At 64.5% G+C, this 20,393-nt stretch carries 22 protein-coding genes; 18 read left to right on the top strand and 4 right to left on the bottom strand.

Going from position 1 to position 20,393, the window contains the following annotated elements; genetic code table 11:
* Window positions 1–5: 5 nt before the first annotated feature.
* Window positions 6–878 (bottom strand): hypothetical protein, encoded by an 873-nt coding sequence (locus tag J2X44_RS14065; protein ID WP_310085268.1) that lies wholly within the window; start codon window positions 876–878, stop codon window positions 6–8.
* Window positions 879–940: 62 nt separating this feature from the next.
* Between J2X44_RS14065 and J2X44_RS14060 the strand changes: the two genes are divergently transcribed.
* The 11 genes from J2X44_RS14060 to J2X44_RS14010 all read left to right on the top strand — a co-directional run bounded on the left by J2X44_RS14060 (window position 941) and on the right by J2X44_RS14010 (window position 11,614).
* Window positions 941–1,516: a NifU family protein gene (locus J2X44_RS14060; protein ID WP_310085265.1), complete on the top strand. Its 576-nt coding sequence runs from the start codon at window positions 941–943 to the stop codon at window positions 1,514–1,516.
* A 27-nt stretch (window positions 1,517–1,543) separates the two neighbouring features.
* On the top strand, window positions 1,544–2,137 hold the full coding sequence (locus J2X44_RS14055) for a malonic semialdehyde reductase (protein WP_310085260.1): 594 nt from the start codon (window positions 1,544–1,546) through the stop codon (window positions 2,135–2,137).
* Window positions 2,138–2,156: 19 nt separating this feature from the next.
* Window positions 2,157–2,774 (top strand): tRNA (adenosine(37)-N6)-threonylcarbamoyltransferase complex dimerization subunit type 1 TsaB, encoded by a 618-nt coding sequence (gene tsaB / locus J2X44_RS14050; RefSeq protein WP_310085257.1) that lies wholly within the window; start codon window positions 2,157–2,159, stop codon window positions 2,772–2,774.
* Window positions 2,771–3,253 carry a GNAT family N-acetyltransferase gene (locus tag J2X44_RS14045; RefSeq protein ID WP_310085254.1) on the top strand — a complete coding sequence of 161 codons (483 nt, stop codon included), beginning with the start codon at window positions 2,771–2,773 and terminating at the stop codon, window positions 3,251–3,253. The genes tsaB and J2X44_RS14045 overlap by 4 nt, the downstream gene beginning before the upstream one ends.
* Window positions 3,254–3,361: 108 nt before the next feature.
* Window positions 3,362–3,796, top strand: coding sequence for a MucR family transcriptional regulator (locus tag J2X44_RS14040; protein ID WP_310085251.1), 435 nt, complete (start codon window positions 3,362–3,364; stop codon window positions 3,794–3,796).
* A 133-nt stretch (window positions 3,797–3,929) separates the two neighbouring features.
* Window positions 3,930–4,355, top strand: coding sequence for a Fur family transcriptional regulator (locus J2X44_RS14035; protein ID WP_077147848.1), 426 nt, complete (start codon window positions 3,930–3,932; stop codon window positions 4,353–4,355).
* Window positions 4,327–5,112 (top strand): lysophospholipid acyltransferase family protein, encoded by a 786-nt coding sequence (locus J2X44_RS14030; RefSeq protein ID WP_310249321.1) that lies wholly within the window; start codon window positions 4,327–4,329, stop codon window positions 5,110–5,112. The genes J2X44_RS14035 and J2X44_RS14030 overlap by 29 nt, the downstream gene beginning before the upstream one ends.
* A 7-nt stretch (window positions 5,113–5,119) precedes the next feature.
* The gene (gene miaB, locus J2X44_RS14025; protein ID WP_310085245.1) at window positions 5,120–6,466 is read left to right on the top strand and encodes a tRNA (N6-isopentenyl adenosine(37)-C2)-methylthiotransferase MiaB; all 1,347 of its coding nucleotides are present in this window, start codon (window positions 5,120–5,122) and stop codon (window positions 6,464–6,466) included.
* Between the two features lie 130 nt (window positions 6,467–6,596).
* Window positions 6,597–7,604 (top strand): PhoH family protein, encoded by a 1,008-nt coding sequence (locus tag J2X44_RS14020; RefSeq protein WP_310085243.1) that lies wholly within the window; start codon window positions 6,597–6,599, stop codon window positions 7,602–7,604.
* 754 nt (window positions 7,605–8,358) lie between these two features.
* The gene (locus J2X44_RS14015; RefSeq protein ID WP_310085240.1) at window positions 8,359–10,614 is read left to right on the top strand and encodes a TonB-dependent hemoglobin/transferrin/lactoferrin family receptor; all 2,256 of its coding nucleotides are present in this window, start codon (window positions 8,359–8,361) and stop codon (window positions 10,612–10,614) included.
* Window positions 10,615–10,636: 22 nt separating this feature from the next.
* On the top strand, window positions 10,637–11,614 hold the full coding sequence (locus J2X44_RS14010) for a DUF6607 family protein (protein WP_310085237.1): 978 nt from the start codon (window positions 10,637–10,639) through the stop codon (window positions 11,612–11,614).
* 252 nt (window positions 11,615–11,866) lie between these two features.
* Here J2X44_RS14010 and J2X44_RS14005 read toward each other — a convergent pair whose 3' ends face one another.
* A complete protein-coding gene (locus J2X44_RS14005; protein WP_310085235.1) occupies window positions 11,867–12,244 on the bottom strand; it encodes a DoxX family protein in 378 nt (125 codons plus the stop codon).
* 139 nt (window positions 12,245–12,383) lie between these two features.
* Between J2X44_RS14005 and J2X44_RS14000 the strand changes: the two genes are divergently transcribed.
* From J2X44_RS14000 to J2X44_RS13985, 4 genes are all read left to right on the top strand, one after another.
* Complete coding sequence (locus J2X44_RS14000) at window positions 12,384–12,839, top strand: carboxymuconolactone decarboxylase family protein (protein ID WP_310085232.1); 456 nt, start codon at window positions 12,384–12,386, stop codon at window positions 12,837–12,839.
* Window positions 12,839–13,705: a sigma-70 family RNA polymerase sigma factor gene (locus J2X44_RS13995; protein ID WP_310085229.1), complete on the top strand. Its 867-nt coding sequence runs from the start codon at window positions 12,839–12,841 to the stop codon at window positions 13,703–13,705. The genes J2X44_RS14000 and J2X44_RS13995 overlap by 1 nt, the downstream gene beginning before the upstream one ends.
* A gap of 314 nt (window positions 13,706–14,019) precedes the next feature.
* Window positions 14,020–14,526: an rRNA maturation RNase YbeY gene (ybeY, locus tag J2X44_RS13990; RefSeq protein WP_310085226.1), complete on the top strand. Its 507-nt coding sequence runs from the start codon at window positions 14,020–14,022 to the stop codon at window positions 14,524–14,526.
* Window positions 14,527–14,545: 19 nt separating this feature from the next.
* Complete coding sequence (locus J2X44_RS13985; protein WP_310085223.1) at window positions 14,546–15,481, top strand: hemolysin family protein; 936 nt, start codon at window positions 14,546–14,548, stop codon at window positions 15,479–15,481.
* Between the two features lie 8 nt (window positions 15,482–15,489).
* Here the strand turns inward: J2X44_RS13985 and J2X44_RS13980 are convergent, their stop codons facing one another.
* Entirely contained in the window at window positions 15,490–16,209 is a 720-nt protein-coding gene (locus J2X44_RS13980) for a hypothetical protein (RefSeq protein WP_310085220.1), read from the bottom strand.
* Window positions 16,210–16,365: 156 nt separating this feature from the next.
* On the opposite strand from J2X44_RS13980, the gene J2X44_RS13975 reads away from it, so the two are divergent.
* From J2X44_RS13975 to J2X44_RS13965, 3 genes are read left to right on the top strand one after another with little or no spacing between them, the layout of a single operon-like run.
* Window positions 16,366–17,424, top strand: a complete 1,059-nt coding sequence (locus J2X44_RS13975; RefSeq protein WP_310085216.1) for a hypothetical protein — start codon at window positions 16,366–16,368, stop codon at window positions 17,422–17,424.
* Window positions 17,425–17,468: 44 nt separating this feature from the next.
* Complete coding sequence (locus tag J2X44_RS13970) at window positions 17,469–18,626, top strand: glycosyltransferase family 1 protein (RefSeq protein ID WP_310085213.1); 1,158 nt, start codon at window positions 17,469–17,471, stop codon at window positions 18,624–18,626.
* Between the two features lie 7 nt (window positions 18,627–18,633).
* The gene (locus J2X44_RS13965; protein ID WP_310085210.1) at window positions 18,634–19,959 is read left to right on the top strand and encodes a replication-associated recombination protein A; all 1,326 of its coding nucleotides are present in this window, start codon (window positions 18,634–18,636) and stop codon (window positions 19,957–19,959) included.
* 15 nt (window positions 19,960–19,974) lie between these two features.
* On the opposite strand, the gene J2X44_RS13960 is transcribed toward J2X44_RS13965, so the two are convergent.
* Window positions 19,975–20,391 carry a GFA family protein gene (locus J2X44_RS13960; RefSeq protein ID WP_310085207.1) on the bottom strand — a complete coding sequence of 139 codons (417 nt, stop codon included), beginning with the start codon at window positions 20,389–20,391 and terminating at the stop codon, window positions 19,975–19,977.
* Window positions 20,392–20,393 lie beyond the last annotated feature (2 nt).

The following is a 20,393-nucleotide window of genomic DNA, read 5'->3' as shown; positions in this document are numbered from 1 at the left end:
TTGCTTCAAATTATGCCAAAGGTCCAGCCTTCGGTGTGCGCGAGTGCGGGGGTCAGCAGCGCGGGCGACCATGGCGCCGCATCGCCCGCAACCGCGCGCAGCCACGCGGCGGTCAGCAGGGCGTCGCAGCTATGGTCGCTCATCGGACCGGTCATGCGTGCAGGCGGCGACCCCAGAACCGCCAGCGCGGCATCGAGCACCGCGCCATCGCGGATCTTGCTGCGCCCCGCCGACATCCCAGCGGCGCGCGCCGCGACGCCGGTGTAGATTTCGACGAGCAGCGGACCGGAGGCGGGCACCGGATCGAGCGGCCACAGCGGCAGCGACGGGTGGAGGCGGTGGAGCAGGCGCATCCCGGCCAGGCTGGCCTTGCCGACCTGCGCCGCGCCGACCAGATTGAAATTGCTGACGCTCGCGGCCTGTTTCGTGGCGCGCTGGTGCTGTTCGACAATCCGCAGCCGTCCCGTGCCCGGCACGAAGAGGTCACCGACGTCGCCCTTCGCGTGGCGGAAATGCCGCCGCGCTTCGGGGTGCGCCAGAAATCCGCCGATCTCATAATACGGATCGCTGGCCGCCAGCCGTTCGACGAGTGCCCATAAGCGGGTGATGTCGGCCGGGCTGGCGTCCCATTCGGGAAAATAGCCGCCGCGATCGGCAAAGGCGAAGGCGGCGGAAAAATCGAAGCCGATCAGCATGTCGGCGCGCGATCTTGCGACATCCTGCAACCATGCCAGGGTGTCGGCGCGCGACCAGATATGGCCGGGGCGCACCAGTTCAGCCGCGCCGGTGCCGCTGGCCACGGCCAAGGCGATGCCGCGCTGGCGCGGCCCGCGGGCGCCCGACCAGTCGATAGCGGCAAAGTGGGCAAAGCGGCGCATCGGCGGGCTTTAGCGCGCGCTGGCAGCTTGCACAAAGCGTTGGCCCGCCCCACATGCACCCCATGCTGATCGAAACCGAATCGACGCCCAATCCGGCGACGCTCAAATTCCTCCCCGGCCGTGCGGTGATGGAGGCGGGAACCCGCGACTTTGCCAGCCCCGAAGAAGCTGAGGCATCGCCGCTGGCCAGCGCGCTGTTTTCGCTCGGCGACGTGACCGGGGTGTTTTTTGGCCGCGACTTCGTGTCGGTCACCGCGGCGCCCGGCGTCGGCTGGAGCGACCTCAAGCCCGATGTGCTCGGCATATTGATGGACCATTTTCTGGCGGGCGTGCCGCTGTTCAACGCCGCGAGCGCGGGCTTTGCGGTGCCGCCCGAGGACGAGGCCGGCTTTGCCGACGATCCCGCCGATGCCGACATCATCGACCAGATCAAGGACCTGATCGAAACGCGCGTTCGTCCCGCGGTGGCCAATGACGGCGGCGACATCGTCTATCGCGGCTTCGACAAGGGCAATGTGTATCTGAAGATGCAGGGCGCCTGCGCCGGTTGCCCGTCCTCGACCGCGACGCTGAAAAATGGCATCGAATCGCTCTTGAAACATTATGTTCCCGAGGTAACGGCGGTTCACGCTGTCTGACCTTTCACGTTTCAGGAGAATGCCCCGATGAGCGAGCCGCTATCCGACAGCGCCCTCGACCAGCTGTTTCGCACCGCGCGCACCTATAACGGCTATCACGATACGCCGGTGGCGGAGGCGCAGCTGCACGCGATCTGGGATCTGATGAAGTTCGGCCCGACCAGCGCCAACTGCCTGCCGGCCCGGATCATCTGGTGCACGTCGGACGCCGCAAAGCAAAAGCTCGCGGCGCTGGCGATGCCCGCCAATGCGACCAAAATCCTGAGCGCGCCGGTCACCGCGATCATCGGCATGGATCTGGAATTTTACGAAAATCTGCCCGACCTGTTCCCACACGCCGACGCGCGCAGCTGGTTTGTCGGCAATGACGAGCTGGCCAAGGCGACGGCGTTCCGCAACTCCAGCCTGCAAGGCGCTTATTTCATCCTCGCTGCCCGCGCGCTTGGGCTCGACACCGGCGCGATGTCTGGGTTCAACAATGACGCGGTTGACGCGGCGTTTTTTGCCGATCAGCCCAGCGTGAAGAGCAACTTCATTTCGACGCTGGGCTATGGCGATCCGTCGACGATTTTCGAGCGCAGCCCGCGCCCCGACTTCGACCGCTTCAACCGTCTCGCCTGAGCCAGATTTCCGGCCTTCCATGCGCTATCTGGTGATCGATTCGGCAAGCGAGGCCTGCTCGGTGGCGTTGATCGATGCTGGCGCGGTGGTCGATTATCGCCATCAAGTGATCGGGCGCGGCCATGCCGAACGGTTGGTGCCGCTGATTGCCGAATTGGCAGGTGGTGGCAAAGCCGACGTCATCGTCGTCGGTTGCGGCCCGGGCAGCTTTGCCGGGGTACGGATCGGCGTCGCCGCGGCACGCGGCTTGGGGCTCGGCTGGCAAGTGCCGGTCCGCGGCTTTTCGACTCCTGCCCTCGTTGCTGCGACCGCCGCGGATGCGATCGCCGCAGCGGACGGCGCGCTGGTCGTGATGGAGGGCGGACATGGCCAATGGTTCGTGCAGCCGTTCGCCGCCGACCTGATGCCCCGCGCCGCGGTCCGCTCGCTGGTGCCCGACGATGCCGTCGCATTGGATGACGCTTTGGTCGTCGGCAACCGCGCCGATTCCTTTGTCGCGCGCCGCGGCAACGGCCAGTCGCTGACGGTGCTGCCCGACGCGCGCGCATTTCTGCGGCTGCCGCCCGGGGCGCTGATTGACCAACCCAGCCCGATCTATGGCCGCGCCCCTGACGCCAAACCGATGGCGCCGGCATGATGGGCGACATTCGCCTTGCCACCGCCCGCGTCGGCGACCTGGCCGCGGTCATGCGCGTGATGGATGCCGCATTCGCGCCGACCTATGGCGAGGCGTGGAGCGGGGCGCAGTTGCTCACCCTGTTCGCCTTGCCCTCGGCGCGCGTTTGCATCGCCTGGGACGGCGACCAGCCGTGCGGATTTTCGGCGTCGCGCATCGCCGGACCCGAAAGTGAACTCTTGCTGCTGGCCGTCGACCCCGCTTGGCGCGGCCGCGGGATCGGCCGGGCATTGATCCAGGACTGGCAGCTTTGGGCCAACGCCCAAGGCGCCGATGAGTATTTCCTTGAAATGCGCGCCGACAATGATGCGATTCACCTGTATGCACGCGTCGGATTTTCGGAAGTTGGTCGGCGTTCTGCTTATTATCGCGGTAATGATGGCGTGATGCGCGATGCTATTACCATGCGGCAGTCCAGGATTGCGACAGGCGCAGACTGATCGGTCATTGCAGAATTGTCCCGAAAGTGGCAGTAATCCGCGCGGCGGGACAAATATTGCAATATTCGCCGACCAATCTTCTGGGTAAAAATAATAAGGAACAGTCTCATGTCCGATCAAGCCGATACCAATGAGATGCTGGTTACCCTGACCGCCGACATTGTCGCCGCGCACGTCAGCAACAACAGCGTCGCCATTTCCGATCTTTCGCTGCTCATCAACAATGTCCATGCCGCGCTGTCGGGGCTGGGCGGCGCGCCCGTCATCGAGGAAAAGCTGGTCCCCGCCGTGTCGATCCGCACCTCGGTCAAGCCCGACTTCATCACCTGTCTCGAAGATGGCAAGAAGTTGAAGATGCTGCGCCGCCATTTGATGACGCATTATGGCATGACCCCCGACGACTATCGCGCCAAATGGGGCCTGCCCGCCGACTATCCGATGGTCGCCCCGAACTATGCCGAAAAGCGCCGCGCGCTGGCCAAGGAAATCGGCCTCGGCACCAAGGGCCGCGGCGGCGGGCGCAAGCGCAAGGCGAAGGCCTGACGCCTTTGGCTTCGGCCCTGGGGAGTAACAGGATGGGGCGGCGCCACCGGGTGCCGCCCTTGTCCTATCGCGGGTGCGACCCTATACAGTTATGATAACAAAGACGCGGCTGCATCTTGCAGGAAAGGCGAGCATGTCCGGTACCATCGATCTTGAAGCCCTGTGCCACGAAAAGGGGCTCCGCATTACCGAGCAGCGCCGCATCATCGCGCGGGTGATCTCGGATTCCGAGGACCATCCCGACGTCGAGACGCTGTATGAGCGCGCATCAAAGGTCGACAGCGGCATTTCGATCGCTACCGTCTATCGCACCGTGCGCCTGTTCGAAGAGGCGGGCATCCTCGATCGTCACGATTTCGGCGACGGCCGCTCGCGCTACGAAGCCGCGCCCGAGGCGCATCACGATCATCTGATCGACGTCGAAACGGGCAAGGTGATCGAATTCGTCGATCCCGAGCTGGAGGCGTTGCAAAAGGTGATCGCCGAACGACTGGGCTTCCGCCTCGTCGATCATCGCATGGAGTTGTATGGTGTCGCCCTCGATCGCAAGCGCGACTAGACCCGATCGGGTTACCTGGCGCACGATCGCCCGCCTGACCCTGATGGTGCTGGCGCTGCTGTTCCTGATCGTGCCGCATCTCCTGTATCGCGCCGTCGGGCGGCCATCGCCGATGGTCATGGCGTTCCTCAACGCGGTTGGCTGGATTGCCGGGCTGCGTATCCGCACCACCGGCACCCGGTTGCGCCGTGACGTGCTGTTCGTGTCGAACCACGTCAGCTGGCTCGACATTCTTGCGCTTGGTGGCGCGGCGCGGTCTGCCTTCGTGTCGAAGGCGGAGGTGAAGACGACGCCGCTCGTCGGCTGGCTCGCCGATCAGAACAGCACCATCTATGTCCAGCGCGAAGCGAAGCGCGATATTCACAGTCAGGCGAACAGCCTGCGCGACGCCCTCGCGCGCGGACGCCCGGTGACGCTGTTTCCCGAGGGGACGACCGGTCCCGGCGACGGCCTGCTGCCGTTCCGCGCCTCACTGTTTCAGGCGATCATTCCGACCCCGCCGAACTTGCGCGTTCAGCCGGTGTTCCTCGATTATGGGCCGCAGGCGAGCGACATTGCCTGGCTCGACCCCGAATCGGGGCTGGGCAATTTCAAGCGACTGCTCGCGCGCAAACGGGTGATCCCGCTGACCATCCATTATCTCGATCCCTTGCCCGACCAGGCCGAGCAGGATCGCAAGGCAATCAACGAGGCGGCTCGCGCCGCGATCGCCGCCGAAATCGTGGCGGCTTCCGCAGCGCCGCGGCATCGCCTATAGCGCGCCGATGACCTCCGACTCCCCCAAGCCTGCCAAAACCTTTCACGTCAAATCCTTCGGTTGCCAGATGAACGTCTATGACGGCGACCGCATGGCCGAGATGCTGGGCGCTGAAGGCTATGTCGCCGCCGCCGACGGCGCCGACGCCGACCTCGTCGTACTCAACACGTGCCACATCCGCGAGAAGGCGGCCGAGAAAGTCTATTCGGACATTGGCCGGTTGAAACGCGCCGATGGCAGCACCCCGACGATCGCTGTCGCAGGCTGCGTCGCGCAGGCCGAGGGCGCCGAAATTGCGCGCCGCGCGCCGAGCGTCGACGTCGTCGTCGGTCCGCAGGCCTATCATCGTCTGCCCGAATTGATCGCGCGCGCGGCCAAGGGCGAGAAGGCGGTCGACCTCGACATGCCGGCGATGAGCAAGTTCGGCGCGCTGCCGGGTCGCGCCGCGGGCCAGCGTCCCTCAGCCTTCCTGACCGTGCAGGAAGGGTGCGACAAATTCTGCACCTACTGCGTCGTCCCCTATACCCGCGGTGCCGAAATCAGCCGACCCTTCGCCGACCTGATCGCCGAGGCGCGGGCTCTGATCGCGGGCGGCGCGCGCGAAATCACCCTGCTCGGCCAGAACGTCAACGCGTGGGACGGTGAAGACGACAAGGGCCGCAGCATCGGCCTCGACGGCCTGATCCGCGAGCTGGCGCGTGAGGATGGTCTCGAACGCATCCGCTACACCACCAGCCACCCTAACGACATGACCGACGGGTTGATCGCCGCGCATGGCGAGGTCGCCAAGCTGATGCCCTTCCTCCACCTGCCGGTGCAGGCGGGTAGCGACCGCATCCTTGCCGCGATGAACCGCAGTCACACCACCGACAGCTATTTGCGCGTCATCGAACGCGTCCGCGCGGTGCGCCCCGACATCGCGATCTCGGGCGACTTCATCGTCGGCTTCCCCGGCGAGACCGAGGCGGATTTCCAGGCGACGCTCGATCTGATCCACCAGACGCGCTACGCGATGGCCTACAGCTTCAAATATTCGCGTCGCCCCGGCACCCCCGCCGCGACGATGGACGACCAGATTGCGGACGAGGTGATGCACGATCGCCTCCAGCGGTTGCAGGCGCTACTCAACGAACAGCAGCAAGCGTTCAATGAAGCGAGCGTCGGTCGCACAACGCGGCTGCTCCTGGAACGCAAGGGCAAATTGGACGGCCAGCTGATTGGCAAGACGCCGTGGCTGCAATCGGCGCATGTGATCGCGCCGGGGCTGGCGATCGGCGACATGATTGATGTGCGGATCGTATCGGCGGGTGCCAACAGCGTCGCCGCCGAAGCCCTGATGGAAGAGGTCGCCTAGTGCGACCGGCGGACGCTGTCTCCACGAAGACACACTATGCCTCCTTCCGTCGAATTACGACCCCGCAAGTTATGGACTCCCGCCTTGGCGCGACTACAGTCATGTTCTCGATCGAAGGAGCCTTGCCCATATGACGAAACGCCCGCTGACTGCTTCGACCCCCGCCGAACCCGGCGACCGCGTCCGACTGACTGCGGAGTTTGAGCGCACGCAGCTGTTGGGCATTTTGTTCGGCGAGTTCGACCGCAATCTGGTCGGCATCGAAAACCGCCTCGGCGTCTATATTTCGGCGCGCGGCAACCGCGTGCAGATCGAGGGTGAGGCCGAAGCCGCAGCGCGCGCTCGCGACGTGCTGGTCGACCTCTATAACCGCATCGAACAGGGGCAGGAGGTCGACGCCGGGATGGTGGATGGCGTCATCGCGATGTCGGCGCAGCCGACCCTCGACGGCATCATTCGCCATGACAAGGACGAAGCGCCGACGGTGATGATCCGCACGCGCAAGAAAACGATCGTGCCGCGCGCCCCGTCGCAGGTGCCCTATATGAAGGCGCTGGCCCGCGAGGACATCATCTTCGCCCTTGGCCCGGCGGGGACCGGCAAGACCTATCTCGCGGTCGCGCAGGCAGTGGCGCAGTTGATCACCGGCAGCGTCCAGCGCCTGATCCTGTCGCGCCCCGCGGTCGAAGCGGGCGAGAAGCTCGGCTTCCTGCCCGGCGACATGAAGGAAAAGGTCGATCCGTATCTGCGCCCGCTCTACGACGCGCTCCACGACTGCCTGCCCGCCGAACAGGTCGAGCGCCGCATCGCGAGCGGCGAAATCGAAATCGCGCCGCTCGCCTTCATGCGCGGGCGGACGCTGGCCGATGCCTTCATCATCCTCGACGAGGCGCAGAACACGACGATCCCGCAGATGAAGATGTTCCTGACCCGCTTTGGCATGAACAGCCGGATGGTCATCTGCGGCGACCCGAAACAGGTCGATCTGCCGATTCCCGCATCATCGGGTCTGGCCGACGCGGTCAGCCGCCTGGAAGGGGTGGAGGGCATCAACGTCAGCTACTTCACCAGCGCCGACGTCGTCCGCCACCCGATCGTCGGGCGGATCGTCGATGCGTATGAGGGGCCGGGGGCTTAACGCGACCGACGCCGGTTTCGCGGTGGGGCGCGCCTTGGGTTTCGCAGCATACTCCGGCTTCGGGCCGCCCCATGATCCAAAGTTCAGGAAAGTTCAGCCCTGTGCGCGCCGCGATTTGGACTTTGCCGGGCAATTGGATGCGCCCGGCACGCCCGACGTGACGCACCCACCGCAAGCCAGGCGGCGCCGCTTTTGTCCAGCATTTGAAAGAGCCTGATAGAAGCTGGCACGGCCGAACAATGTAGGAAAGACCTATTTGAAGGCGGCGTCCGCTTTGGGGTGGGGGGCTGCCATACCCCACCCTCGTCATTCCCGCGAAAGCGGGAACCCAGGGACAGGCCCGCCGACGCACGCTCTGGGTCCCCGCTTTCGCGGGGATGACGAAGTCAAGAAATGCGGAACATCCGCAATTGGTCGCTTTCAGTCCCTCGATTCCGATAGGCAAAGCATGAACGGAACGGGTTGCGCCGCCGCTTCACAAGTCCGCCCTGCTGAACTTGTTTCAGCATCCACGGCCCGGACTCTCGTCTCACGCCGAGTTGAACGAAACAGCAGGTCATGGACCCTGAACCACGCTCGGGGTGACGATGGTGGAGAGGGCGGCCTCTCGCCAGTGTCGGTCGATGACCCCAATATGCTGCTGCTTCGCCTGCCATTATTCAAGAATGATTCGCAATAGCATATTGACGCCCTGATTTCCCGCGCCTAGAGCACCGCTATTGCGAGTCAGTCGCAATCAATCAGGGGAAGAAATTTGACCGAACACCGTTCGCCGCCGGCCGTCCGCCTTGCCGCAGGCACTGCGCTGGGCCTCGCGCTCGCCGCCGCCGCGACCCCGGCTTTGGCGCAGGACAATGACGGCGACTATTGGGCAGCGCGCAAGAACCAGATCGTTGTCACCGCGACGCGCACCGCGGTGAAGGCTGAAGACATTCCGGTCACCGTCACCGTGAAAAGCGATGAGCAGATCGCCGACGAGCTGGTCACCGACATCCGCGACCTCGTCCGCTTCGAACCGGGAGTCAGCGTCCAGCGCCAGCCTGCGCGCTTCGGCGCCGCGCTCGGTGCGACCGGCCGTGCGGGCAACGACAGTTTCAACATCCGCGGCATCGGCGGCAACCGCGTCCTGATCCAGGTCGATGGCGTGCGCGTCCCCGATGGCTTCAGCTTTGGCGCCCAGGCGTCGGGGCGCGGCGACTATGTCGACCTCGGCCTCGTCAAATCGGTCGAGATCCTGCGCGGCCCGTCGTCGGCGCTCTATGGCAGCGACGGGCTGGCGGGTGCGGTCAGCTTCATCACCTCCGACCCGTCGGACTTCCTCGCAGAAGGAAAGAATATCGGCGGCCTTGTCCGTGCGAGCTACAGCAGCGCCGACGAAGAGTTCAGCGAAACCGCGATCCTTGCGGGGCGCAGCGGCGACTGGTCGGCGATGGCCGCCTATACCCGCCGCGACTACAAGGAGCTCGAAAATCAGGGCAGTCTTGGCACCGCGGGCGGCATCGGCGCGACGCGCACATTGGCCAACCCTCAGGATGGTCGGTCGGACGCCGCGCTGGCGCGCATCGTCTATGATCCCGCCAGCGGCCACAAGCTGCGCCTGACCGGCGAATATCTCGACACGCGCCTCTACACCAACGGTCTGTCGGGGCGCAGCGCCTCGGTCGATCGCCTGGAGGGTTTCGACACCGGGGAACGCAAGCGCGTGTCGCTCGACTGGAGCTGGGAAGGCGAGGGGGCGATCGATTTCGCCCGCGTCGCACTCTATTGGCAGGACGGCGAGGATCGCCAATATACCGAGGAAGATCGCACCCCGCTTCCCGACCGCACCCGCCTCAACACCTTCGAAAACCGCGTCTTCGGCGCCTCGGCCGACGCGCGCGCCGATTTTGCCACCGGCGCGATTACCCACCGCCTCGTGTTCGGCGGCGACATCAGCCAGACGCGCCAGCGCGGCCTGCGCGGCGGCACCGTGCCGCCTGCCGGCGAAACCTATCCGACGCGCGCTTTCCCCAGCACCGATTTCACCCGCGCCGGGCTGTTTGTCGGCGACGAGATCGCGGTCGCGGGCGGGCGCCTTCTGCTCTATCCGGCGCTACGCTTCGACTGGTATGATTTGTCGCCCGACAACGACCCGCTGCTGCCGACCTTTCGTGGTGCCAAGCAGGACGGTTCGCGGCTGTCACCGAAGTTCGGGGCGGTATGGAAAATCACCAACGAAGTGAGGCTGTTCGCCAATTATGCGACCGGGTTCAAGGCGCCCGAACCAGGGCAGGTCAACCAGTTCTTCGAAAACCTGACCTCGCCCTTCTCGGCCTATCGGACGCTGCCCAACCCCGATCTTGGACCCGAGCGCAGCGAAAGTTTCGAAGGTGGCGCGCGCTTTTCCAGCGACGCAGTCAGCCTTGACCTGACCGCCTTTTCGGCGCGCTACAAGGACTTCATTAGCCAGGAGCAGGTTGGCGGGGTCGGGACGATCGCCAATCCGATCCTCTTTCAATTCGTGAATCTCGATCGCGTCCGGGTCAAAGGAGCCGAGGCGCGGTTCGAGGGGCGAGCGTCGTCCGGCCTGTATGCGACGCTCGCCCTATCCTATGCCAAGGGTGACATCATCGACCCCGACGGCGTCCGTTCGCCGCTGTCGTCGATCGATCCGCTCAAGCTCGTCGCCGGGGTGGGGTATCGCGAGGCGCAGGGGCGCTTCGGCGGTCAGATCATCATGACCCACGCCGCGCGCAAGGAGGCATCGCGCGCCAACGGCCTGTGCACCCCCGAATGTTTCCGCCCCGACGGGTTCACCATCCTCGACGCGACCGCCTTTGCGCGGATCACCGACGGGCTGACGCTGCGCGCCGGGGTCTTTAACATCCTCGACAAGAAATACAGCTGGTGGAGCGATGTTCGCGGGCTCGCGATGGGCGGCACCGCGACGGCGCCGACCGTTCCGGCGAGCGCCGACGCCTATACCCAGCCCGGCCGCAACGCGAGCGTATCGCTCAGCTTCCGTTTCTAACAACAGACAGAAGGACTGCATGATGAAATCCTATCGCAAGATCGCCGCCGGGCTGTTGTTGCTCACCGCCGGGCTGCCCGTCGCCGCCTTCGCCCACCCGCCGATCGCCGCCGATGCCGCCGCGGCCAGTTTTGAACAGGACCGCGCCGACATATTGGCGATGGCGGGCAATTACCGCGTCAGCTTTAACATGCAGGAATCGACACGCTGGGATCCGACCTACGAAGTGCTCGAACCCAAACGCTCGGGCGGCAACGAGGTCGTCCGCGTGATCGAGGACACCGGCCGCAAGATCAGCCTGCAGCATATGCTGGTCATCACCGGCGATGACGACAAGAGCATGATCATCAAGCATTGGCGGCAGGACTGGGAATATGAGCCCGCGAAAGTGCTGGTCTATTCGGACCGCAATGCGTGGACGTGGGAAGATGTCCCCGAACGGATGCGGACCGGCCGCTGGTCGCAGACGGTGTATCAGGTTGATGACAGCCCGCGTTATGGCGGATGGGGTCAGTTCGAAACGCAGGGCGGTGTTCGCCGCTGGCGCTCAAGCTGGACGTGGCGCCCGCTCGCGCGCCGCGATGCCGTGCGTAATCCGGTGTACGACCGCTATCTGTCGATCAACCGCCACCAGCCCAGCCCCGATGGCTGGGTCCATTGGCAGGATAATACCAAGATGGGGACGAAGGACGGCAAGCTGGTGCCGATCGTCCAGGAATATGTCCTCAACACCTATATCAAATATGACCAATATGATGTGAAAGCCGCCGACGATTATTGGGCCGCGACCAAGGACTATTGGGCCGCGGTGCGCGCCGAATGGGACCGCGTTGCCGCGACCAAGGGCGGCATTGCGATCAACGAGGAAGCGCAGACCGGCACCGTGATCAGCGGGCGCCTGCTCGAAATGGCCGACGAGGTGCAGGACAAAAAACTGACCACCGCCAAGGCGATCGCCGAGGCGAAGAAGCTGATCGAGGCGAATACGCGCAAGCTGTGACATCTTCACGATGTGAAGCCTGCAACCGGGGCGGCCGCAGCGGTCGCCCCAGTTTTATGGCGGTGCAACGCGATGTCGGCTTTGGGGTAGGAAGCTGCCATTCCACAACTTCGTCATCCCCGCGAAAGCGGGGACCAGAGCGTGCGTAAGCTAACCCCACCCTGGGTTCCCGCTTTCGCGGGAACGACGAAGTTGTAGGATCCGGAACGTCTACTTCTGGTCGAAAACCGCCATCAACCGCTTACTGCGCTGCTATTTCCTCGCCCCGTCCACGCTCCAAATCCCAGCCCCGCGCGTCGCGATGAACAGGAAAAGGAAGCAGTAGAGCGCGATCGTTTCGCCGCCGTTGACGATCGGGAAGGGGCTTTGCATCCCGTGCGCGACCCAATAGCCGACCGCCGACATGCCACTGGCGATAAACGCGGCGGGGCGGGTGAACAGGCCGATGACGATCAATGCGCCCGCGATCAGCTCGATCGCCCCCGCAGCCTGCAACATCGGGTTCAGCGGATAGGGAAAAGCGACGGGGAAATTAAAGAATTTCTGCACCCCATGCGCCAGAAACAACAGGCCTGCGACGATACGCAGCAGCGCATAGGCCTGTTCGCCAAAACCATCGAGAAATTTCATGATCGGACCCCTCCTCATCATTGTCGAGGTGGGCAGGCTAGCCGATTTTCAATCCGGCGCGAGACTATTTTACATGCCATGTCACATCCGCCGATCCTGTCTCGTCATGTCGGTACAACCCAACCAAAGGAGACAGAATATGACCGTCGTAACCGACCCCTTCGCCGCCGCGCCGCAGCTGATGAAACAGTGGATGGGCGTCAGCCTTGCGGTGCAGGACAGCCTGGAGCCGAGCCTGATCGAGCTGGTGAAAATCCGCGCTTCGCTGCTCAACGCCTGCGCCAATTGCATCAACATGCACACTACCGAAGCCCGCACCAAAGGCGAGACCGAGCAGCGCCTTTATCTGCTTGCGGCATGGCACGAAGCGCCCGTCTATACCCCGCGCGAACGCGCTGCGCTGGCATGGACCGACGCCTTGACCCGTCTGTCCGAAGGCCACACACAACGGGCGGCCAAAGACGGGCTCGAAGCGCATTTTACGCCGGAGGAACAGGTGAAGCTGACGCTGATGATCAACATCATCAATGGCTGGAACCGCCTCGCGGTCGGTTTCGACCTGTGGTTTGAACAGCCGGCGGCCAAGGCGGCCTGATGACCCGGACGGGTTCCCATGACGCGGCGGACGCGGCGGACAGTTTCGACCCGCTGCGTCCGCTGCTCACCCGCGTTGCCTACCGCATGCTCGGCTCGGTCGCCGATGCCGAGGATGTGGTGCAGGATGCCTTCATCCGCTGGCTCGGCACCGACCGGGCCGCGGTGCGCGAGCCCGCGGCGTTCCTGCGCCGCACTGTGACCCGGCTCTGCCTCGACCAGATCAAGTCGGCCCGGCGCAGCCGCGAGACCTATATCGGCCCGTGGCTTCCTGATCCGCTGGTCGAGGAGGAAGAGGAGGACGACGTCACCTTGCCGCTGATGCTGGCGCTCGAACGCCTGTCGCCGCTCGAACGCGCCGCTTTCCTGCTCCACGACGTTTTCGGCGTCGGCTTCGACGAGGTCGCGGCGACGATCGACCGCGATCCTGCCGCAACGCGCCAGCTCGCGGCGCGCGCCCGCACCCATGTCCGCGACGCGCGCCCGCGCTACAAGCTCGAAAAGGCGCAGGGACTCCAGATCGCCGATGCCTTCTTCGCCGCCTCGCGCAGCGGCGACATGGCCGCACTCGGCGCATTGCTCGCCGCCGATGTCGGCCTGTGGTCCGATGGCGGCGGCAAGCGGCCCGCTGTCGACCGACCGGTGCTGGGGCTGGCGACGGTGCTGAAATTGCACCGCAGCCTCGCCGTGCTGTTCGGCAAATATGGCTCGACACTGGTTCGCACCGGACTGATCAATGGCCTACCGGGCTTTGTCACCCGCGAGGCGGACGGCCAACTGCAAACGACGGCGCTGGAGATCGCCGACGGCAAGGTCGCCGCCATCTATGTCGTCCGCAATCCCGACAAGTTAAGCCATATGCATTGAACGGGACGGCGGTTGACGACCGAAACTTTTCGTCGTCCTCGCGAAGGCGGCGGCCGCGGGCAGTTTATGCAGCGACGCAGGAAAAGGCTGCTTACGGCCCCCGCCGCCGCGGGGGCGACGATAGGGGCGAATGTCCGCTCCCCACCCCAGGCCGGGCTGTCCGAAACATTTTCGCTGTCCTACATCGCGCCGCGGCACTAGCGTCGCTCCATGATCAGCATCGAACTCCTGCGCGCCGCACCCGCCATCCGAAAAACGCGATTTGCCAGTGAAGTTGCGCAGTTTTCTGCCGTTTTTAATATCGGGCGTTGTTCATGCTGAGCGTCGAAGCCCACGCCGCGACACCCTGGCCCGATGCGCTCGATTGGGAGGTGCGGGCCGGCGACGCGGTTGCTGCGGCGCTCGCGCTGACGCCGTATGCGATGCTCGCCGATGCCGCGCCGCTGGTCGAGGTCGCGGTGCGGCTGACCGACGATGCCGAGGTGCAGGCGCTCAACCGCGATTTTCGGGGCAAGGACAAGCCGACCAACGTGCTGTCTTTTCCGCAGGTTCAGGACGACCTTCTCGAAGGGCTGGCGAACAGCGATGACAGCGAGATATTGCTCGGCGACATCGTGCTGGCGCGCGAAACTTGCGCGCGCGAGGCGGATGAAAAGCGGATCACATTGACCGACCATGCCACCCATCTGATCGTTCATGGCACGCTGCATCTCGTCGGTTACGACCATATGGACGATGCGAGTGCCGCGGCGATGGAGGCGCTCGAGGTGAAAGCGCTTGCATCGCTGGGCATCGGCAATCCATATGCAGAGCTCGACTAACAGGGAAAAGCGCCACATCATGCCCGACGACCAGGGATCTTCGACCCGATCGGAAGAGGACAGTAGAACCGGCCTGCTGGCCGGGCTCCGGACATTGCTGTTCGGCGGCGACAAGGAACCGTCGCTGCGCGAACAGATCGAAGAGGTCATCGACGAGGCCGAGGAAGAAGGGCAGGAACGGCGCGGCAGCAATATCGTTGGCGACCTGTCGCCGATCGAGCGCAAGATGCTGCGCAACCTGCTCCATTTCGGCGAACAGACGGTTGACGATGTCGCGGTGCCGCGCGCCGACATCATCGCCATCCCCGAAAGCGCCAGCTTTGCCGAGATCGTCGCCCAATTCGCCGAGGCAGGGCACAGTCGTCTGCCCGTGTACCGCGGAAACCTGGATGAAGTGGTCGGGATGATCCACGTCAAGGATGTGTTCGCGGTGTTGGCCGAGGGCCGCCCGCCGCCGCCGCTGATCGACCTGATCCGCCAGCCGCTCTATGTCCCGCAATCGATGGGGGTGCTCGATCTGCTCGCCGAAATGCGCGCCAAGCGCACCCATCTGGCGATCGTGATCGACGAATATTCGGGCACCGAAGGCCTGTTGACGATCGAGGATCTGGTCGAGGAAATCGTCGGCGAGATCGAGGACGAGCATGACGACGAGCCAACCGCCTTGTTCGCGCCCGGCGAAGGTGGCTGCTGGGACGCCGATGCGCGCGCCGAACTCGACGATGTCGGCGAAGCGATCGATCCGCGGCTGGCCGAGGTCGAGGAAGATGTCGATACGCTGGGCGGCCTCGCCGCGGTTCTCGCAGGCCATGTGCCGCAGGTCGGCGAGATTTTGCTGCATCCCAGCGGCTGGCGGATCGAGGTGACCGAGGCCGACGAACGCCGCGTCCATCGCCTGCGCCTGCATCCGCCGGTCGTCGTTGATCTGGAGGCGCCGTCCGAAACGGGGGATTAGGCCGCTACCTAATCGTCGATATTGATCACATTGTAGCGCAGCGCTTCTTTCCGGGTCAGACAGCGGCGGGTCGAACGGTCGCTGCCGGTCGCGACCGCCTTTTGCCGATACATGATGTCGGACAGCAGGTCGCGCGAGACATCGAGGCGGATCAGCAGGTCATTGTCCTCGGTCGCCATCAGCGCCGCTTCGCGTTCGACATCGCTGATCAGCTCGGTGGTCGATTCGGTGCCCAGCGCGACGCTCGACTGGATCGCATCCTTGTCGCCGGTCATCGTGAACATATGGACCATGAAATGACCGCCGGGGTCGATGGTGCGGGCGCGGCCGCCCATGAAGACGAAATTGCACGCGCTGAAACAGGTCCACCCCGACGGGATGCGGGTCACCATCTGCCGCTCTTTGCTGAATTTGCGGATCAGCAGGCCCGCGGCGTTACCGGCGCGGGCATCGCCGCCGGGCGAGCGGATCCAAATCTCGCTGATTGACGGATTGTCGGTCAGGACTTTTTCCAGCCGTGCCGGAAGCCCGCTGTCGACGCGCCCTTCGGCGAGCAGCACCAGTTCGCCACTGCGCTTGAACGGCGTCAGCACCATCATCTTGTAATCGGACCAATTGGGTGTCGCCGGGCAGGTCGGATTGTCAGGGTCCATGCCAGCCGGCGCCGCCGCGGCGGTGCATGCCAGCAGCGCGGCGAGCGCGGTGACCGATTTGATCCAGCTGCGCATGTCACCCCTCCCCATTCCGTTCGTCTCTAATCCACTGCAGGTGCCAAAACAATATCGCGGCATGGCGGCGTCACGGTATGATCGGCGTCACTGACCGAGCTTGTGGGGCCAGTTATTCCGGCCTAGCCTTTGAAATCAGGGGTGGGGGAACAGGATATGCGGACCAGGTTGCGGCACAATTCGGCGCTCGTCGTCGTCGGGTTATTATTGTCCGGCAGCGCGGTCGCCGCCGCGGGGCAGGGGACACCGGGCCAGAGCGAAAGCGACAAGGCCTATGTCCCGCCGGTCGTTGCCGAACCCGCGCTGCCCGCGCTGCCGAACCGGCCGACGCTCGATACCGACAGCTATCCGGGCTGCCGCGAAGATTATCGCAAGAAAAAGTCGCCGTTCGATCGGGCCGAGGCGATCAACCGCTGCACTGTCGCGATCGACACCTATTATCGCCAGACAATGCTGCCCTATCGCCAAGCGATGATCGCCTATCAGGATGCCTTGTCGTCACTCTATTCGACCCAGGTTGGCGCCAATAAACGTTACTCAGCCGCAACGCAGGATCGCTTCTTCCAATCGGTAATGGCCGAACATGCGGCCTCCAATCCCGAAGGGGCCAACCTTGCCGCCTATCGCGGCGTCGAGGCGCAATATCAGACCGATCGCGCCTATCTGGCTGACCGCTTCTGCTTCAACACCGGCTGCAACGGTTATCCGGCCCCGGTTTCGGTAGCTCAGCAAACGGAAGGCGCCGACAAGCCTGCGAAGAAAAAGGACGATGAGGCCAGGCGCGCCGATAGCGCCAGTCCCGACGCCAAATGCAAACGTGCGCGCAAGCGTGGCGGTGCGCTCGGCGGACTGATCGGCGGGGTGGCCGGCAACGCGGTCGGGCTGAAAGGCATCGGCACCGCGGTGTCGGGACTGTTCGGCGCGGTGCTCGTCGCTGAGATCGCGTGCCAGCTTGATGAAAAAGAGCAGAAGGTAGCCGCGGAGGCGACCGTCGCGGTCACCAAGAAAGAAGAGGTCGGCGCAACCGCAAATTGGACGAGCCCGACGCGCGAAGGCGTGGCAGGGTCGTCGACGATCACCGCGCTCAACACCGAACCCAATGGCAGCAAATGCCTGTCGATCACCGACATCGCTATCGTCGAGGGTGAGGAGACACGCGTGTCAAAGCGCATGTGCCGCACAAAACCCGGCGAGCCATACAGCATCATGGCCTGACGGCGACGTTGCGTTTGCGCGGCGAGGGGGTTAGCGCAGGCGCGATGGACGTCTCCGACCTGCGTATCGCCCTGTTCAGCGGCAATTACAACATGACCACCGACGGCGCGAACAAGGCGCTGAACCGCCTGGTCGGCTATCTGTTGGCGCATGGCGCCGCCGTGCGCGTCTATTCGCCAACCGTCGCCAATCCCGATTTCGCACCGACCGGCGACTTGGTCAGCGTACCGTCGTTCGCGATTCCCGGCCGCAGCGAATATCGTATCCCGGTGACCTTCTCATCGCGGGTGCGGCAGGATATTTCTGCCTTCGCGCCAAATGTCGTCCACATTTCCAGCCCCGATCGTGTCTCGCGGCAGGCGGCGGCGTGGGCGCGGCGGCGACGGTTGCCGGTTGCCTGTTCGGTCCACACGCGCTTTGAAACCTATTTTCGCTATTACAACCTGTCGTTCCTGGAACCGATCGTAGTCGCATGGTTGCGTAAGCTCTATCGCAAGTGCGACGCGCTGATCGCACCGTCGGAAAGTTTCGCCCAGGTGTTGCGCGACCAGCGGATGAATTACGACATCGGTATCTGGACCCGCGGCGTCGAGCAGGGGATTTTCAACCCGGGGCGCCGCGACGCCGATTGGCGCCGCTCGCTCGGCATCGAAGACGATGTGCCCGCAATCGCCTTCCTCGGGCGGCTGGTGATGGAAAAGGGACTCGACGTCTTTGCCGACGCCATCGACGTGCTGGCGCGGCGCGGGGTACCGCACCGGGTGGTCGTGATCGGCGAAGGACCAGCGGGCGAATGGTTCGAATCAAGGCTGCCGAACGCCAGCTTCATCGGATTTCAGGGCGGCGAGGATCTGGCGCATGCGCTGGCGTCGTGCGACATTTTCTTCAACCCGTCGGTCACCGAAACTTTTGGCAATGTCACGCTTGAGGCGATGGCATGCGGGCTACCGGTCGTCGCGGCGCGCGCCACGGGCAGCGCCAGCATCGTCAAGCATGGCCAGACCGGCTATCTTGTTCCGCCGGGTTCGATCACCGGCTTTGCCGATCATTTGCAGCGCTATTGCCGCGATGTTCAACTCCGCGCCGACCATGGCGCCGCGGCGGTGCTGGAGAGTGGCGCCTATCAATGGGACGCGATCAACCAGGCGGTCGCCGACACCTATCTGCGCCTGATCCGCCAGAAACAGCGGCGCGGGGGCTGAGCGTCCGATGGCCGATGACTTGTTCGGCGGGGACGCACCGGTGCAGCGCGAGGGCGCCGCGACCGGCCCAGTCCCGCTCGCCGAGCGCCTGCGCCCCCGCGCGCTGGCGGACGTTGTCGGGCAGGAGCATCTGACCGGACCCGAAGGCACGATCGGGCGGATGGTGGCGGCGGGGCAATTGTCGTCGATCATCCTGTGGGGGCCGCCGGGGACCGGCAAGACAACAATCGCGCGGCTGCTCGCCGAGGCGGTGGGGATGCGCTTTTCGGCGCTGTCGGCGGTCTTCTCGGGGGTTGCCGACCTTCGGCAAGCCTTTGCCGATGCCGAAAAAATGGCGGCAGCGGGCAAACGAACGTTGCTGTTCGTTGACGAAATCCACCGTTTCAATCGCGCCCAGCAGGATGGGTTCCTGCCCTATGTCGAGCGTGGCACGGTGGTGCTGGTCGGCGCGACGACCGAGAACCCCAGCTTTGCCTTGAACGCGGCGCTGCTGTCGCGGGCGCAGGTGCTGGTGCTGCACCGGTTGGGCGAGGACGCGCTGGCGATGCTCGTTGCGCGCGCCGAGGCCGACATCGGGCGCAACCTCCCGGTCACCGACGATGCGAAGGTGGCGTTGGTCGCGAGCGCTGACGGCGACGGACGCTTCCTGCTCAACCAAGTCGAAACATTGTTCGCGGCCGCGATTCCCGATCCGCTCGACCCTGCCGAGCTCTCGCAGTTTCTGCATCGCCGGATGCCGGTCTATGACAAGGATCGCGACGGTCACTACAATCTGATTTCGGCGCTGCACAAGGCGCTGCGCGGGTCCGATCCGCAGGCGTCGCTCTATTATCTCGCGCGGATGCTGGTGGCGGGCGAAGAGCCGCTCTATGTGCTGCGGCGGTTGGTGCGCTTTGCCAGCGAGGACATCGGTCTGGCCGATCCGCAGGCGCTGGTGCAATGCCTGGCCGCAAAGGATGCCTATCAGTTTCTGGGCTCGCCCGAGGGCGAACTGGCGATCGTGCAGGCGTGTCTGTATCTCGCCACCGCGCCCAAATCGAACGCGGCCTATGCGGCACAAAAGGCGGCTTTTGCGTCGGCGCGCGACACTGGATCGCTGGCCCCGCCCGCGAATATCCTCAATGCCCCGACCAAGCTGATGAAGGATCTGGGTTATGGGGCGGGTTATGCCTATGACCATGACGCCCCCGACGGCTTTTCGGGCGCCGACTATTGGCCCGATGGCATGGGCGCCCACATCTATTATCAGCCGACCGATCGTGGCTTCGAAAAGCGGATCGCCGAACGCATCGCCTGGTGGGACGAACAGCGCCGGAGCCGGAGCGGCGAATGAACGGCCGCGCGTGAATTATTCAAACGGCGGGTAGCGTTCGAACGCAGGCATGCTGCCGAGATTCTCCATCCAGCCGATGCGTTCGGCGGTCTGAATCTGCACCTGCGCCGGGATCAGGCTGGGATCGTCGAGGGTTGCCGACTGCACATCAATCTGACCCGGAAAAATCGCTTCGCTGGTATAGAATAAACCGGTGCCGCATTCGCCGCAGAAATGGCGGCGACCATGTTCGGACGATGCATAGATTTTGGGCGTGCCGGTGATTTCGATTTCGTCCTGATTAACCAGCGCCCACCCGACCATCGGCGCGCCGGCGTGGCGGCGGCAGTCGCTGCAATGGCACAGCGCATGATGCTGCACCGCCGTCGACATTGAATAGCGGATTGCGCCGCAGTGACATTGGCCGCTGGCGCGAGGCGTCGAATCACTCATGC

Source organism: Sphingopyxis sp. BE259 (assembly GCF_031457495.1).
In the GTDB taxonomy this organism is placed as follows: domain Bacteria; phylum Pseudomonadota; class Alphaproteobacteria; order Sphingomonadales; family Sphingomonadaceae; genus Sphingopyxis.
This window is presented reverse-complemented; position numbering and strand designations above follow the sequence as displayed.